Origin of the sequence: Janibacter zhangyanbonis, assembly GCF_050507325.1 — a bacterium.
Taxonomy (GTDB): Bacteria; Actinomycetota; Actinomycetes; order Actinomycetales; family Dermatophilaceae; genus Janibacter.
The window spans coordinates 2,999,903-3,014,503 of record NZ_CP191481.1 but is presented as its reverse complement, the minus strand read 5'-3'; the positions used below and the strand labels follow the sequence as shown (position 1 = coordinate 3,014,503).

Below are 14,601 nucleotides of genomic sequence, written 5' to 3'. Positions count from 1 at the left end.
CCTCGCGCGCCGGTGTAGCTCAATGGTAGAGCGCCAGCTTCCCAAGCTGGACACGCGGGTTCGATTCCCGTCACCGGCTCGGACAGCCCTCGGCCGCAACACCTGCCCGGTGTCGCGGCCGAGGGCTTTGTGCGCGCGAGGGGCTGGGTTGATGTATCTGGGTGCGCTGGAGGTCACCCACATACATCGACCGGCGAAGGGGAGAGGCTGGGCATGACGAAGGGCCGCACCCGGGCGGGTGCGGCCCCGTCGTCAGGTGTGTCGCTCAGGCGGCAGGGACGGGGTTGGTCGACGTGTAAGGCACGTCCCCCGCGAGCTCATTGGTGGCCTTCACCGTGACCGAGATGGTGAAGGCGGTCGGGCTGCTCAGGCCGAGATCCTGGCCGAGCGGCGCGGTGTAGCTGCCGCCCGGGGCGATGCTGACCTGACCGACGCCACTGGTGGTGTTCGGGGGGAGCGTCAGGACGACGGTGTCGGTGCCGTAGCCGCTGGTCGTGGACCCCGGGACGAGGTTCTTGATGTCGCTGCCGAAGATGGTGATGCCGGTGATCGTCTGGCCGTTGTCCACGACGAAGGTGATGGTCAGCCCCTCGATCGACTCGGACCCGGTGTTGTTGAAGGTCGTCGGCGACAGGTTCAGCTTGGTCGCACTCTGGCGCGTTACTTGGTAGTAACCGGGGGGAGCTTGGCGAAAAGTTTCGCGTTGTCCAGCTTTTCGTCAGTCGGGACGTCGCTGGGGTCGATGTATCTGGGTGCGCTGGGGTTCACCCACGCACATCGATCGGCGACGAGGAGTGGGCGTGAACCCCCCTTCGCCCTGCGGGCAAGTACAGGTGTGAGCACACTGGGGACGGACACGGGGAGGCCGCCGATGGGGCAGGTCAGGGCGCTGCGGCGGTCGCCGAGCGTCGGCGGGGTACCGATCGACGAGGTCTTCGACCGGCACCACGCCGACGTCTACCGCTACCTCGCCCGGCGCGTGCCGGCCGACGTCGCGGAGGACCTCGCGAGCGAGACCTTCGTCCAGGCGGTGACCCGAGGGCACACCTTCGACCCGGAGCGGGGGGCGCTGCGGGGGTGGATCTTCGGCATCGCGAGCAACCTGCTCTCCCGCCACCACCGCGAAGAGGTCCGCGCCTACCGGGCCTGGGCCCGCACTGGCGTCGACCCGCTGGTGACCGCGGGCGACGAGACCGATCGAGCCATCGACCGGGTCGACTCGCAGTCACGCGGGCCGGCTCTCGTCACCGCCCTTGCCGACCTCTCCGACGGCGACCGGGACGTGCTGCTGCTCGTCGCCCACGCAGGACTCACCTACGCCGAGGTCGCCCAGGCCCTCGACCTGCCGGTCGGGACCGTGCGCTCCCGGCTCAACCGCGCCCGCCGCATCGTGCGGGCCGCGCTCGACGACACCAAGGGAGCCACGATGACCACTGACGAGATCGGCCTGCTCGACGGGCCGGAGATGGACGCGCTGCGCGAGCTGCGGGCCGACGTGCCCGGGCCGACCCAGGCGCAGCGACGGGTCGCGTGGGAGCGCGTGCAGGGGGCCCGCTCCCACGCCGAGCCGCAGAGCAGGAAGGGCGGCCGCTCCTGGCTGCTGGCCGGCGCGGCCGCCGTGGCCGCCGCCGTCGTCGTCGGGGGAGTCGTGGTCGCCACGGGCGGCCCCGAGTCGGCACCCCCGGCCACCAGCTCGGACCAGAGCTCCTCGGCCGCCCCGACCAACCCCAACCCCAACCCCACTCCCTTCGTCACCGGCAGCGTGTGGGAGCCCGTGGACGCGAGCGAGCGCAAGGTCATCGAGAGGTACCGCAAGGACATCGCCCTCACGCCCGAGGGGGGCGTACGCATCGAGATCCCCGAGACGATGAACTGGGAGGCGATGACCAAGGCGACCAATGCCGAGGGCATCCCGGTGCGTTTCTGGGCGGTCTCCGGGACGACGAATGCCTGGGAGATCGGCGGGACCATGACCATCGACCCCGAGGACGGCGTCGACATGGCGGCGGAGCCGGGGGAGCCCTATCCGTCGGATGGCGTCACCTTCGAGCGCTCGGGCGGCAAGGACTCCCCGGTGGCCGCGGTCGTCTTCGACCACGTCCCGACCGTGCCGGTCGACATCAACTTCACCCAGTGAGGCCCCTCCCGCTCTAGGGTCGGAGCATGCTGCTCTCCGACAGGGACATCCGGGCCGAGATCGACGGTGGGCGGGTCGTGCTCGACCCGTGGGACCCGACGATGGTCCAGCCGAGCAGCGTGGACGTGCGGCTGGACAAGTTCTTCCGGCTCTTCGACAACCACAAGTACCCGGTCATCGACCCGGCCCAGGACCAGCCCGAGCTCACCCGGCTCATCGAGGTCGAGCCCGACGAGGGCTTCGTCCTCCACCCGGGTGAGTTCGTCCTCGGCTCCACCCTCGAGACTGTCACCCTGCCCGACGACCTCGCCGCCCGCGTCGAGGGCAAGTCCTCGCTCGGTCGCCTCGGGCTGCTGACCCACGCGACGGCAGGCTTCGTCGACCCGGGCTTCTCGGGGCACGTGACGCTCGAGCTGAGCAATGTCGCCACCCTGCCGATCCGCCTCTGGCCGGGCATGAAGGTCGGACAGCTGTGCTTCTTCCGCCTCTCCTCGCCTGCCGAGCACCCCTACGGGTCGGCGACCTACGGGTCGCACTACCAGGGCCAACGGGGGCCGACGGCGAGTCGCTCGTTCGCGGGCTTCCACCGGTCGCAGGTGTAGGCCGTCCCTTCGAGACGGTCGGCCGCGGGCGGCCTCCCTCCTCAGGGGCCGCAACGGTGACCCGCGGGTAACATCGGGCACATGAGCGCCGACACCCGCCCCACCGTGCCCTACGAGCAGGTCCGCGAGGACCACGAGTCCCGACGGGTGTCGGCCTACCGCGACGACGCACTCGGCTCCCTCGACGCGACGGGCGTCGCCGAGGAGATCCGGGCCGGCCGGATCAGCGCGACCGAGGCCGTCGAAGCCGCCATCGCCCGCGTCGCCGCCGTCGACCCGGAGCTGGGTGCGACGACCGTCCTCGACACCGACCGCGCCCGCGAGCGGGCCGCCGCGATCGCTCCCGACGCCAAGGGGGCCGGGGCGCGGGCCCCCTTCGCCGGGGTGCCGACGGCCTTCAAGGACAACGTCCACGTGGCCGGGCTGCCCGTGCGCATGGGGTCCGACGCGCTGCCGGACCGGCCCGCGACCGAGGACGGGACCTTCGTCCGGCAGTACCTGTCCACGGGCGTGGTGCCGGTGGCGACGACGACCTGTCCTCCCTTCGGCTGGACGGCGACGACCGAGCGGCCGGGCGGCCGGATCACCCGTAACCCCTGGGCCACCGGCTACTCCTCGGGCGGCTCCTCCGGCGGGTCCGCGGCACTCGTCGCCTCCGGGGCTCTGCCGATCGCCCACGGCAACGACGGCGGCGGGTCGATCCGCATCCCCGCCGCGGCCTGCGGGCTCGTCGGTCTCAAGGTGAGCCGCGGCCGGCTGCAGGGTGACCCGAGCACCGACCAGACGCCGATCCCGATCGTCGTCAACGGCGTGCTCACCCGCACCGTGCGCGACACCGCGGCCTTCGTCGCCGCGGCCGAGCAGCACCAGCCGGCACGCAAGCTGCCGCCCGTCGGCCTCGTCGAGGGCCCGTCATCCCGCCGCCGGAGGGTCGGCGTGATGATCGACTCGCCGCTCGTCCCCCCGACCGACTCCCAGACCCGTGAGGCCGTCGAGGGGGCGGCCCGGCTGCTCGACGGGCTCGGCCACGACGTCGACGACGTCGAGGTGCCGGTGCCGGCCTTCTTCAAGACCGACTTCGAGGACTACTGGGGGCTGCTCGCCCTCGCTTCCGCCAAGCAGGGCCGCCGGGTCTACGGCGAAGGCTTCGACGCCGCGCAGCTCGACCCCTTCACCCTCGGCCTGGCCAAGCGCGCCACCAAGCGGCTGTACCGCGCCCCGCTCTACCTCGCCCGACTCGCCGCGGTCGGTCCGGTGGCGCAGCGCAACTTCCCGGCGGTCGACGTCATCCTCACGCCGACGCTCGCGCACACCACCCCGCGCATCGGCTACCTGTCCGGTGACCTCGACTTCGAGACGCACTTCGCGCGCCTGCCGGACTACGTCGGCTTCACCCCGCTGCACAATGCGAGCGGGCAGCCGTCGATCTCGCTCCCGCTCGGTCGCACCGACGACGGTCGCCCGATCGGCGTCATGCTCTCCGCGCGAAGGGGGCAGGAGCGGCTGCTCCTCGAGCTCGCCTTCGAGCTGGAGGCGGCGGCCCCCTTCGCCCGGCTCGGCTGATCAGGGCAGCGCGACCGTCGCGGTCAGCGCGCGGTGGTCGCTGCCGCGCTCGCGGGTGACCTCGAGCGCGGTGCACGCGGCCCCGCGGGTCGTCACGTGGTCGATCGGCACCGGCCCGTAGGCGGCTCCGCGCGTCCGCCCCCACGTGCCGGGGAACCCGGACCCGAGCTGAGCGGTGCAGTCCCGCAAGCCTGTTCGCTTCACCCACCGCCGGTAGGCGACCGCGCTGGGCGGTGCGTTGAGGTCGCCGAGGACGATGACCGGACCGTCACTCCCTTCGGCCGCCAGACGAAGGGAGTCCAGCCCCTCGCCCCAGCGGTCGGCCGCGAGGAAGGCGGGGTTCTGCAGGCGCGTGCCGACGACGGTGACTTCCGTGCCACCCCGGCGCAGCCGCAGTGCACTTCCGGGCTGCCGACCGGCGAGCGGGGTGGACGAGGCGACCGTCCACGGGCTGCGCACCCAGACGTCGACGTCGTTCCCGATGTAGTCGTCGTGGTCGCTGGCGGCGAGCCGCCACTGCGGGCCGAGGGCGCGACCCAGGCCATCGGTGCGTCCGGGGTCCCACTCCTGCAGGGCGAGCACGTCGGCGCCGTCGGCGAGGTCGACGAGCTCCGCGTCGGTTGGGCCCGCCCACGCCGTGTTGAGCGTCGCGACCGTGATCGTCGGCCCGTCCTCGGCCGCGGGCCGCGGGTCGGCGACGACGTGGTCGAGCAGCGGTGCCTGGCTGAGCAGCAGGGCGGCGACGAGGGCGAGCCGCCACCAGCGCAGGTGGCGCCACGACACGAGCGCGGCCACCAGGGCGACCCCGACGACGACGGGCAGGGCGGCGGCGATGACGACCCCGATGCTCGTGCGGCCACCGCGCAGGTACATGGCGGCGACGGCGAGCACGCACAGGACGAGGACGCCGAAGCCGGCCCACGCCAGCAGCGTCCTCCAGCGTCTCCCCGCCCGGTGCTCCGTCATCGCGAGCCCAGTGTGCCAGCCGGTCGCGGCCCGTCGAGCGGGGGCGGGAACCGATCCGCGACGTGCGGGGAAGAACAGGTGTGAGCGCGACGGAGAGCACCATGGCGACATGGGCGACGAAGGGAGCAGTGATGACCGGGCATGAGGCCGCGCAGGGGGCGACCTCGCGCCCGGTCACGCTGCTCGACGTCTTCGACCAGCACTACCGGGACGTCCACGGGTACCTCGCGCGACGGGTGGACGCCCACACGGCCGAGGACCTCGCGAGCGAGACCTTCGTCCGCGCGCTGGAGCACAGCGACCGCTTCGACCCGACGAAGGGAGGTCATCGCGCCTGGCTCTTCGGCATCGCGACCAACCTCCTCGCCAAGCACCGGCGCAGCGAGGTTCGCGGCTACCGGGCCCACGCGCGACTCGGTGCGGACCCGCTCGTCGAGGGGTGCACCGGCCTCGGCGACATCGACGCCCGGGTCGATGCGCAGGCCCGCGGGCGGGCCCTCGCCGGCGCGCTGGCCGACCTGCGCGACGACGAGCGTGACGTGCTGCTGCTCGTCGCCCACGCCCAGATGAGCTACGCGGAGGTGGCGGAGGCGCTCAACCTGCCCATCGGCACCGTGCGCTCACGGCTGCACCGGGCACGCGCCCGGGTCCGCGCGGCGCTCACCGACCACGACGGCACCGACCACGACACCGAGGGGGGTCACCCATGAGCAGGGATGTGCTCGAGCACGACGAGATCAACCACGACGACCACGACCTCGTGGCGGTGCAGGGCCACCGCGCCGACCTGACCGGCGTCGACGACACGCAGGTGGCCGCGGCCCGCGAGCGGCTCGCCGCGCTGGACGGTGCCGACCGACCGCTGGGGTCCGCGACCGGATCCGGCCGCAGCAGGACGGGGCGACCCCTGCGGCTGATCGCCGGACTGGCGGCGGCCGGGGTCGCGGCCTCCCTCGTCGGGGTCGCCCTGTGGGCCGCGTCCGACGGCGGGCCCAGCGGGCCCGCGACGGTGCCGGCCGCGCCTGCCTCGACGTCCACGTCGACGACAACCCGGTCGACGTCCAAGGCCACGCCGGTGGTCCCCGCGCCCGAGGGGCTCTTCGCCGAGGGGCAGCCGCTGCACTGCATGGCCCTGCACGACGAGCCGCTCGGCGAGGTCGCCCGCAAGCTCGCGACGACCGACCTCAAGGTCGTCTACACGCTCCCGGAGACCGACTCCGCGTCCGGCAAGCGGGAGCGGTGGACCCAGGCGCGGGCCGCGGCCGACACGACGATGAAGGTCTCGGAGGTCATGGAGCGGGACTCCTCCACCATCGAGGTCTACTTCTGGTCCAAGGACAACCCGGACTTCCAGCCGCAGCTGCTGAAGGACGACTTCGACCGACGCTGTCCCACCCCGCGCTGACCTCCGAGCCGGTCCGGGCCGCTCGATCGGGTCAGGAGGGCAGCGCCTCGCCCGTGCTCGCGGAGAAGAGGTGCAGCCGGTCCTGCTGGATCCGCAGGTGGACCAGGCTGCCCTTCTCCGGGACGCTGCGCGGCGGGACCTTGGCGACGAGGTGCGGCGCGTGGAGCTCGCCGCCCACGAGGTTGCCGTAGAGGAAGGCCTCGGAGCCCAGCTCCTCGGCGACGAGCACCTCGATGGCCAGCGCGCCCTCGGTGCCCTGGCTCACCACCTCGACGGCCTCGGGGCGGAAGCCGAGCACGACCTCGTCCTCGGTGAGGGCCGCGATGGTCGCGCGGGACAGCGGGACCCTGGCGCCTCCCACGACCGCCGCGCCGTCGGTGACGCGGAAGGTCCCGAGGTTCATCGCCGGGGACCCGATGAAGCCGGCGACGAAGGCATTGGTCGGACGGTCGTAGAGCTCGAGCGGCGAGGCCGCCTGCTGCAGGACGCCGTCCTTGAGCACCGCGACGCGGTCGCCCATCGTCATCGCCTCGACCTGGTCGTGCGTGACGTAGACGGTCGTGACGCCGAGGCGCTGCTGGAGCGCCGCGATCTGCGTGCGGGTCTGGACGCGAAGCTTGGCGTCGAGGTTCGACAGCGGCTCGTCCATGAGGAAGACCTGCGGCTCGCGGACGATCGCCCGGCCCATCGCGACGCGCTGGCGCTGACCGCCGGAGAGGGCGGCCGGCTTGCGGTCGAGCAGGGGCTCGAGGTCGAGCACCTTTGCGGCCTCGGCGACGCGCGAGCGGATCTCGGACTTCGACACGCGAGCGATCTTCAGGGCGAAGCCCATGTTCTCCCCGACGGTGAGGTGCGGGTAGAGCGCATAGCTCTGGAAGACCATGGCGATGTCGCGGTCCTTCGGCGGCAGGTGCGTCACGTCCCGACCACCGACGTGGATCGAGCCGGAGGTCACGTCCTCGAGCCCGGCGAGCATGCGCAGGCTCGTGGACTTGCCGCACCCGGAGGGGCCGACGAGGACGAGGAACTCACCGGGGTCGATGTCGAGGTGGAGAGCGTCGACGGCGGGCGTGGTCGAGCCGGGGTAGACCCGGCTGGCGGAGTCGAAGAGGACGGGGGTGGACATCGGGGCTCCTATCCCTTGGTCCCACCAGCGGTGAGGCCGGCGACAAGGTGTTTCTGGGCGAAGTAGAAGACGAGCGACGCGGGGACCATGATGAGCACCGCTCCAGCGGTGAGCAGGTCCCACTGCGGGTTGTACTGCGGCACGAACTGCTGGAGCCCCGCACCGAGGGTCAGCTTCGAGTCGCTCAGCGTGAAGGCGATGGCGTAGGCCACCTCGCCCCACGCGGTGAGGAAGGTGTAGAAGGCGGTCACGGCCAGCCCCGGCCTGGCGAGCGGCAGGACGACGTGCCAGAAGGTCGCGAAGGGGCCCAGGCCGTCGAGAGCCGCTGCCTCGTCGAGGTCGCGGGGGATCGTGTCGAAGTACCCCCGGAGCATCCAGGTGCAGAAGGGGACGGCGACCGAGCAGTAGGCGATGACGAGCGACAGCTTGGTGTCGATGAGCCCGAGGTTGGCCATGATCGTGTAGATCGGCACGATGAGAATCGCGACGGGGAACATCTGCGTCACGAGGAAGAGCCACATGAGCCCGCGCTTGCCGGGGAAGTTGAAGCGGCTCAACGCGTACCCGGCGGTGGCGGACATCGCCATGCCGAAGACCATCGTCAGCCCGGCCACGACGATCGAGTTGAGGAACCACGTCGGGAAGCTCGTCTCGAGGAGCACGCGGCGGTAGTTGTCGAGGCTCGGCTGGTCGAAGAGGGTGATCCGGCTCGACTGGATGGCGCTCCTCGGCTTGAGCGAGGACAGGAAGACCCAGACGACGGGGAAGAGCGCGATGACGGTGGCGGTGATGAGGGTGGCGTGCAGCGCGATCGATATACCGACGCTCCGCTGCCCGCGACCGCGGGGACGACGACTCACCAGACCTCTCCCTTCTTGCTGAGGATGCGGCGGTAGATGCCGGCGTAGACGATGAGCATCGAGAGGATGAGCACGCCATAGGTCGCCGCGAGCGAGTAGTTGCGCAGGCCCTCGAAGGCCGCGCGGAAGGCCCCGGTCACGAGGATCTCGGTCTCGCCGGCGGGCTCTCCACCGGTGACGAAGAAGATGATCGGGAACATGTTGAAGGTCCAGATGGTGCCGAGCAGGACGACCGTCGAGCTGACGGGTCGCAGGCCGGGCAGGGTCACGTGGCGGAAGCGCTGCCACGGCGTGGCTCCGTCCATCTCGGCCGCCTCGTAGAGGTCGGCGGGGATGGACTGCAGCCCGCCGAGCAGGGCGACCATCATGAAGGGGACACCGAGCCAGACATTGGTGACGATGGCGGCGAACATCGCGGTCCAGCGGTGGACGCTTCTATATCAGTCAAGCGGCGGACTGGACCGCGGCTCGCGCGGTTGGCGCCTGCTGTCGTAGGTGTCGCGTGTTGCGCCAGATTTCCCGGATGAGGTGTCGTTTGAGGCATCTGATGATCTCGGACTTGGTCTTGCCCTCGGCCATCCGCCTGGCTACGTAGGCCTTGGTGCGCTCGTCCAGCCGCATGCGGACGATGACGATGCGGTAGAGGGCCGCGTTGGCCTGCCGGTGTCCGCCCCTATTGAGTCGGTGACGATTGGTCCGGCCGGAGGAGGCAGGGATGGGGTTGACGCCGCACAGCTTGGCCAGGGCGGCTTCGCTGGTAACCCTGGCAAAGTTGTCGCCGATGACGGTGAGCAGCTCGGCGGCCGCGTCGGGACCGATGCCGCAACCCTCGCGGAGCTGGGGAGCTGTCGCGGTGGTCAACCGGTCCAGGTGTGCTTCGTGCTCGGCGATCTCCTCGCTGAGGTGGAGCCAGCGGCGGGCCATCGCGCGCAGCGCGTACTTCGTTGCGACGGTGGGGTCGTGGACCTCGCCAGGGCGAAGTGCGGCGCAGCGTCGTAGCAGGGCCATCTTGGTCAGCGGCTCGAGCTGCTCGCGCAGGTCGGCGGGGGCGGTGACGATCAGATGGCGCAGGCTGATCATGGTGGCCGCTCGCGCCTTGACGGCGGTGTGCTTGGCGCACTTGATCACGCGGATCATCTCGACGTGACCGTCCGCGGTTTTCGCGGTTCCTGTGGCGGTCCCCGCGAGCACGGCTCGTGCGGCGTTCTCGGCGTCGAAGGCGTCCGTCTTGCCGCGCAGGCGACGGTCTCGCCGGTTGGGGCGGGCGACTTCATGGATCGTGACGCCCGAGGACCGCAGGGCCGCGACCAGTCCGGCCCCATACGAACTGGTGCCTTCGATGGCGTACGTGAGGTCCGTGTCAGCAGGCTGTCCAGTGACCTGTCGGCGCAGGCCCTCGGCCCACAGCGCGAGGCTGGTGTATCCGGCCCGTGTGGCGGTGAAGCGAGCGATCTCGAGCAGAGCACCGCGATCATCAAGGGCTGCCGCGACGTGGAAGTCCTTGTGTGTGTCGACGCCGACGATGAGGCGCCGTGCCTCGTTGTGGCGTGGACGTGATGGGGTCGGATTCGTCATGATGCTCACTGCTGGCCTCCACTGATCGGTGCGGGACAGCGAACGGACCGGCCGGAGCGGGACAGAACTGTGACGAGACCTGGTCAGATCAGGCTTCTATCAGGTCACTGCCCGGCCGGTCTGATCACCGGGACGCATCCGCTGGCTCAGGGCCGACAGGTCCACTCGAAGGACACCGTCCATGGACGAGTCAGTTGTAACCAGGGGTCAGACCCTGGCCAGCGGACGCCTGAGCAGTCTCACAGTTGAACCAGTCGACGGGGTCGAGCCCGATGCCGCTCAGCGTGGAGTTGATGATCCCGAAGCGCGGGTTGAAGAGGAACTTCCACGCGAAGGCGCTGACGAAGGCGGGCACGGCCCACGGGACGATGAGCAGCACGCGGTAGAGCGAGCGCCCGCGGAAGTTGCGGTTGAGCAGGACGGCGAGACCGAGTCCGACGAGGTAGTGCAGGGCGACGCACGAGGCGGTCCACACGACGGTGTTGACGAAGAGCATCCAGAAGTTGCCGTGGCCGCCGGTGAGGAGCTCGACGTAGTTGTGCAGACCGACCCAGTGCGCCCCGTCAGGGTTGTCGACGCACTCCTGGCCGCCGCCGAGCGTCTTCGTGCAGACGACGTCGCGGTTGTTGGACTCGTTGAGGTTCGTGAAGGACTGGTAGATGCCCTGCAGCAGCGGGGCGATGACGAGCACCCCGAGAACGAGGACGGTGGGCAGGACCATCGCCCACGCGTACCAGTGCTTGTCGAGGAGCTGACGGACCCGGCCCCGAGGGGCGGAGCCCGACTCGAGGTCGGGCTCCGCGGTGATCGACGAGGTCACGGCAGCTCGTACTCCGGGACGACGTCGGACTTGTACGTCTTCGCCGTCGCGTCGAGCGTGCTCGAGACGTCGTCGCCCTTGACGAGGGTCTTCGTCGCCATCGCGTCGAGCGGCGTGAAGAAGAGGCCGCCCTCGGGGATCCACGGGCGGGGCTTGGAGACCTTGAGCGGCTCCTCCCATGCCGTCACCTGCGCGTTGTCCTTGACGAGCTCGTAGGCCTTCTCGCTCGTCGGCAGCAGGCCGAGCTCGTCGGCGATGTAGGCCTGCGACTCCGGCGAGCTCATGTACTCGATGAAGGCGGTGGCCGCGTCGGCCTTCTTCTCGTCCAGGCCCGAGTAGACGACGTAGTTGTGACCGCCCACGGGGGAGCCGGCCCCCTTCGAGCCAGCCGGGACCGGGGCGATGCCGAGGTTCTTCGTGCCTCCGAAGCCCGGGTCCTTGGTGATGTTCGCGACCTCCCACGGACCGTTCATGATCATCCCGACCTTGCCCTCCTTGAAGAGGGTCATCATCGTCCCGTAGGCGTCGTTGGCGTCCGGCTTCGGCGCCGCGCCGGAGTCGATGAGGTCGACGGCGGTCTTGATGCCCGCCTTGTTCTCGTCCGACCCCACGAGGATCTGCTTCTTCTCGTCGACGAGGTCACCCCCTTCGCCGTACATGAAGGGGAGCACGAAGTACCCGGCGCTGTTGAGGTAGATGCCGTCGACACCGGCCTTGTCCTTGAGCTTCTTCGAGGCCTCCTCGACCTCCTGCCAGGTGGTCGGGGGCTTGTTGATGCCCGCCTCCTTGAAGAGCTTCTTGTTGTACATGAGGCCGAGCGTGTCGGTGACCTGGGGGACGCCGTAGGTCTTGCCCTTGTAGACGTTCGAGGACAGCGGCGTCTCGAGGAAGTCCTTGTCCTCGAGCAGGGAGGTGCCGTCGAGGGCGTAGAGGTGGCCGGCGGCGGCGAACTCCGGGACCCAGGCGACCTCGGCCCGCATGACGTCCGGTGCGCCCTCCCCGGCCTCGGCCGCGGTCTTGAACTTGTTCTGCGCGTCGGCGAAGGGGACGGACTGGTACTTGATCTTGACGTTCGGGTACTTCTTGTTGAAGCGCTTGATGAGGTCCTTGAAGACCGGCGCCTCGTTGGTGGGGTCTGAGGTGTCCCACCACGTCAGCTCGGCCTTGAGCGTGGCCGGGTCGACCTCGGCCTGGCTCTTCGACGACGAGTCGCTCCCGCTGGTGCCGCTCCCACCGCAGGCGGTGAGGGCGAGGGCGAGAGCGCCGGCAGCAGCGGTGATGCCGGGCAACGAACGACGCATGGCGTGCTCCTTGGAGAGGTGGCGAAGGGTGAACCCGTGAAGGGCGTTATCGGAACCTGGCAAGGTCTTGCATGATTTGGAAGACCTTGCGCAAGTCGTGAAAGAGATGTTCGATGCACCCATGGGCACCCTGTCGAACATCGCCGCTCAGGCCGGCGTCAGCGAGGCAACCGTCAGTCGCGTGCTCAACGACAAGTCGGGGGTGAGCGAGTCGTCGCGGCAGTCGGTGCTCACCGCGCTCGACATCCTCGGCTTCGAGCGGCCGGCCAAGCTGCGTCGCAGGAGCGGTGGCCTCGTCGGGCTCGTCGTCCCGGAGCTCGACAACCCGGTCTTCCCCGCCTTCGCCCAGGTCATCGAGGACGGCCTCGCCCGGCGCCGGTACACGCCCGTGCTCTGCACCCAGTCGCCCGGCGGCATCTCGGAGGACGAGTACGTCGAGTCGCTCCTCGACCACGGCGTCGCCGGCATCATCTTCGTCTCGGGGCGGCACGCGGACACGACGGCCGACCACGAGCGCTACCGCAGCCTCGTCGCGCGCGGGATGCCCGTCGCCTTCATCAACGGCTTCGTCGACGACATCGACGTCCCCTTCTTCTCGACCGACGACGAGGACGCGATGGCGCTCGCGGTCGCGCACCTCGCGCAGCTCGGGCACCGTCGCATCGGGCTCGCTACGGGGCCGCGGCGCTTCGTGCCCTCGATCCGCAAGCTCGCCGGCTTCACCGGCGCTCTGCAGCGGCACCTCGGACTGTCCGCGGAGGAGGCCTCCGAGTGGGTCGACGAGGGACTCTTCACCGTCGAGGGCGGCGCCGCCGCCGCCCGGAGCCTCGTCGAGCGCGGCGCCACCGGGCTCGTGTGCGCCTCCGACCTCATGGCGATCGGCGCCATCCGCGAGGTGCGCGACATGGGCCTCTCGGTCCCCGAGGACGTCTCGGTCGTCGGCTTCGACGACTCGACGATGGTCGGCTTCCTCGACCCTCCGCTCACGACCGTCCGGCAACCGGTCCAGGGGCTCGGCGCGGCGGCGGTCGCCGCCCTCTCCGACGCGATCGGTGGCGAGCCGATCCCGGCCAAGGAGTACATGTTCAAGCCCGAGCTCGTCGTCCGGGCGTCCACCGCGGCCGCGCCGGCCAGGAGCTGACCCGGTCGAGATCGACCGGGCGGGCCTGTGCCAAGGTGTCGCCCATGTCTGACTTCGCTCCCGGGCCCACCGGCACCGACGAGGTGCTCTTCGCCGTCGAGGGGTCCCTCGGCAGGGTGCTGCTCAACCGCCCTCGGGCCATCAACTCGCTGACCCGCGACATGGTGCGCGCGATGTCCGAGCGGCTCGTGGCGTGGGCCGACGACGACGCCGTCGCCGCGGTCTCCCTCGAGGGCGCGGGCGAGCGCGGGCTGTGTGCGGGCGGCGACGTGCGCCAGGTGCGGGAGGCGCACCTCGCGGGCACCAGTGGGGGGGTGGACTTCTGGGCCGACGAGTACTCGCTCGACGCGCAGATCGCCGAGTACCCCAAGCCCGTCATCGCCGTCATGGACGGCATCGTCATGGGCGGCGGGCTCGGCATCTCGATGTTTGCCACGGCGCGCTGGGCCACCGCGCGGTCGCGGATCGCGATGCCCGAGACCGTCATCGGCTTCTTCCCCGACGTCGCCGCGACCTACCTGCTCTCGCGCGCCCCGGGCGAGACGGGCACGCACGTCGCGCTCACCGGCACGACCGTGACGGGCGCCGACGCCGTCCACCTCGGCCTCGCGGATGCGGTCGTCGAGTCGGCGCGGGTCCCCGAGCTGCTCGCGGCCGTCGCTGCCGGTGGCCCGGTCGAGCCGGTCCCCTCCGGTGCGACGAAGGGGGACGGCTCGGCGATCCGCTCCGCCCAGCCGTGGATCGACGAGTGCTATGCCGGCGACGACGCCGCGGCCGTCGTCGAGCGACTCCGCGCGCACCCGGACCCGGCGGCCCGTGCTGCCGGTGAGGAGATCTCCCTTCGCTCCCCGCTGTCGGTGGCCGTGACGCTGGAGGCGCTGCGCCGGGCCGCCGACGCGGGCTCCGTGCGCGAGGTGCTCGCGACGGACACCGTCATCGCCCGCGGGATGCTCGCCCGGCCCGACTTCAGCGAAGGGGTGCGCGCCCAGCTCGTCGACCGCGACCGGCAGCCGCGGTGGGAGCACGCGTCCGTCGCGGAGGTGCCGCGCTCCCAGGTGCTGGACGTCTTCTCGGGTTAGGTTTGTCCCGTCCGTAGGATGATCTC

15 protein-coding genes and 1 tRNA gene are annotated in these 14,601 nt (G+C 70.8%); 8 read left to right on the top strand and 8 right to left on the bottom strand.

The genetic code is table 11. The annotated features are described in order from the left end of the window. Positions 1 to 8: 8 nt before the first annotated feature. A tRNA-Gly gene (locus ACQBJO_RS14850) sits at positions 9 to 79 on the top strand. 186 nt (positions 80 to 265) lie between these two features. Here ACQBJO_RS14850 and ACQBJO_RS14845 read toward each other — a convergent pair. After that, complete coding sequence (locus tag ACQBJO_RS14845) at positions 266 to 568, bottom strand: hypothetical protein (protein ID WP_421008821.1); 303 nt, start codon at positions 566 to 568, stop codon at positions 266 to 268. Positions 569 to 871: 303 nt separating this feature from the next. On the opposite strand from ACQBJO_RS14845, the gene ACQBJO_RS14840 reads away from it, so the two are divergent. The 3 genes from ACQBJO_RS14840 to ACQBJO_RS14830 all read left to right on the top strand — a co-directional run bounded on the left by ACQBJO_RS14840 (position 872) and on the right by ACQBJO_RS14830 (position 4,302). Further along, positions 872 to 2,137, top strand: coding sequence for an RNA polymerase sigma factor (locus ACQBJO_RS14840; protein WP_421008820.1), 1,266 nt, complete (start codon positions 872 to 874; stop codon positions 2,135 to 2,137). Between the two features lie 26 nt (positions 2,138 to 2,163). Continuing rightward, positions 2,164 to 2,739, top strand: coding sequence for a dCTP deaminase (gene dcd, locus ACQBJO_RS14835; protein ID WP_421008819.1), 576 nt, complete (start codon positions 2,164 to 2,166; stop codon positions 2,737 to 2,739). A gap of 81 nt (positions 2,740 to 2,820) precedes the next feature. Beyond that, entirely contained in the window at positions 2,821 to 4,302 is a 1,482-nt protein-coding gene (locus tag ACQBJO_RS14830; protein WP_421008818.1) for an amidase, read from the top strand. On the opposite strand, the gene ACQBJO_RS14825 is transcribed toward ACQBJO_RS14830, so the two are convergent. Beyond that, on the bottom strand, positions 4,303 to 5,268 hold the full coding sequence (locus ACQBJO_RS14825; protein ID WP_421008817.1) for an endonuclease/exonuclease/phosphatase family protein: 966 nt from the start codon (positions 5,266 to 5,268) through the stop codon (positions 4,303 to 4,305). A gap of 131 nt (positions 5,269 to 5,399) precedes the next feature. Here ACQBJO_RS14825 and ACQBJO_RS14820 point away from each other — a divergent pair, with 131 nt between their 5' ends. Next, entirely contained in the window at positions 5,400 to 5,978 is a 579-nt protein-coding gene (locus ACQBJO_RS14820) for an RNA polymerase sigma factor (protein WP_421008816.1), read from the top strand. Continuing rightward, the gene (locus tag ACQBJO_RS14815; protein WP_421008815.1) at positions 5,975 to 6,673 is read left to right on the top strand and encodes a hypothetical protein; all 699 of its coding nucleotides are present in this window, start codon (positions 5,975 to 5,977) and stop codon (positions 6,671 to 6,673) included. The genes ACQBJO_RS14820 and ACQBJO_RS14815 overlap by 4 nt, the downstream gene beginning before the upstream one ends. Before the next feature lie 31 nt (positions 6,674 to 6,704). Here the strand turns inward: ACQBJO_RS14815 and ACQBJO_RS14810 are convergent, their stop codons facing one another. The 6 genes from ACQBJO_RS14810 to ACQBJO_RS14785 form a co-directional block, all read right to left on the bottom strand. After that, positions 6,705 to 7,799, bottom strand: coding sequence for an ABC transporter ATP-binding protein (locus ACQBJO_RS14810; RefSeq protein ID WP_068318986.1), 1,095 nt, complete (start codon positions 7,797 to 7,799; stop codon positions 6,705 to 6,707). A gap of 8 nt (positions 7,800 to 7,807) precedes the next feature. After that, on the bottom strand, positions 7,808 to 8,659 hold the full coding sequence (locus tag ACQBJO_RS14805; protein WP_421008814.1) for a sugar ABC transporter permease: 852 nt from the start codon (positions 8,657 to 8,659) through the stop codon (positions 7,808 to 7,810). After that, positions 8,656 to 9,072, bottom strand: coding sequence for a carbohydrate ABC transporter permease (locus ACQBJO_RS14800; protein WP_421008813.1), 417 nt, complete (start codon positions 9,070 to 9,072; stop codon positions 8,656 to 8,658). Before ACQBJO_RS14800 ends, ACQBJO_RS14805 begins: the two co-directional genes overlap by 4 nt. 31 nt (positions 9,073 to 9,103) lie before the next feature. Next, a complete protein-coding gene (locus ACQBJO_RS14795) occupies positions 9,104 to 10,234 on the bottom strand; it encodes an IS110 family transposase (protein WP_421008812.1) in 1,131 nt (376 codons plus the stop codon). A gap of 190 nt (positions 10,235 to 10,424) precedes the next feature. Continuing rightward, entirely contained in the window at positions 10,425 to 11,054 is a 630-nt protein-coding gene (locus tag ACQBJO_RS14790; RefSeq protein ID WP_421009218.1) for a carbohydrate ABC transporter permease, read from the bottom strand. After that, on the bottom strand, positions 11,051 to 12,355 hold the full coding sequence (locus tag ACQBJO_RS14785; RefSeq protein ID WP_421009219.1) for an extracellular solute-binding protein: 1,305 nt from the start codon (positions 12,353 to 12,355) through the stop codon (positions 11,051 to 11,053). Before ACQBJO_RS14785 ends, ACQBJO_RS14790 begins: the two co-directional genes overlap by 4 nt. Before the next feature lie 121 nt (positions 12,356 to 12,476). Here ACQBJO_RS14785 and ACQBJO_RS14780 point away from each other — a divergent pair, with 121 nt between their 5' ends. Then, positions 12,477 to 13,496, top strand: coding sequence for a LacI family DNA-binding transcriptional regulator (locus tag ACQBJO_RS14780; RefSeq protein WP_427801519.1), 1,020 nt, complete (start codon positions 12,477 to 12,479; stop codon positions 13,494 to 13,496). Positions 13,497 to 13,540: 44 nt separating this feature from the next. Beyond that, positions 13,541 to 14,575: a 3-hydroxyisobutyryl-CoA hydrolase gene (locus ACQBJO_RS14775; RefSeq protein ID WP_421009221.1), complete on the top strand. Its 1,035-nt coding sequence runs from the start codon at positions 13,541 to 13,543 to the stop codon at positions 14,573 to 14,575. Positions 14,576 to 14,601: the final 26 nt, after the last annotated feature.